The 720-nt window shown below is 65.6% G+C and carries 1 protein-coding gene; it reads right to left on the bottom strand.

Annotated elements, in window-relative coordinates:
• Positions 1–40 precede the first annotated feature (40 nt).
• On the bottom strand, positions 41–720 hold a 680-nt coding region (locus IEZ06_RS35925; protein WP_505853228.1), incomplete at its 5' end, for a trypsin-like serine peptidase.

Here is a 720-nt window from a genome sequence, read left to right as displayed (position 1 = left end):
TCAGGGTGTGGACCCCTGCCGGTTCGGGTGTTCGTCGGTCTTACTTGACGAACGAGCCGGACCACACGGCCGCAGCCTTGTTGTAGATCGCGGCGGTCTCGCCGTCGAAGTACGCCGAGGTGCTGAGGTCGTAGCGGTCGTTCTTGTCCTGGTCACCGAAGAGGCTGGTGACACCGTTGACGTAGCCGAGACGCTTGGCGTTGCTGTACTTGATGAGCCACGGGGAGCCGTCGGCGCCCGGGGTCATCGCGCACTTGAGGCCGACGTGCTCCTCGACCTTGGTCGCGGCGTGGGTGTAGGTCTTGCCGGTGGTGGTGCCGTAGCACCACTTCGGCGTGACACCGGTGTAGGCCTTGTGGCCGTCGGGGTGGGCGTCGGCCGGGTAGCCGAACACGAACACCTTCTGGCCGGTCTTCTGGTTCCAGGCGAAGCCCTGGCCGCCCACGTTGTCACCGAGGCGACCGACGTCCTTGATCCCGCCCTCGAGCACGACGTAGATCTTCTTGAAGTACTGGACGTCCGAGCCCGGCTTGATCCACTGCTGGACGTAGTAGCGGGTGACCGAGAAGGGCTCGCCCTTCTTGCTGAGGGTGCCCAGCGTGCCCTCGGCCTTGAGCTTGGTCCACTCGGCCTCGGTCAGCGGCGTGGTCTCGGGGGAACCGAGCTTGTTGCCGTTGCCCTTGCCCAGGCCGGCCTTCTCGTACTTGGCAGCGGTGGTCT

Source organism: Planomonospora antibiotica (genome assembly GCF_014647955.1).
GTDB classification, from domain to species: Bacteria; Actinomycetota; Actinomycetes; order Streptosporangiales; family Streptosporangiaceae; genus Planomonospora; species Planomonospora parontospora.
This window is presented reverse-complemented; position numbering and strand designations above follow the sequence as displayed.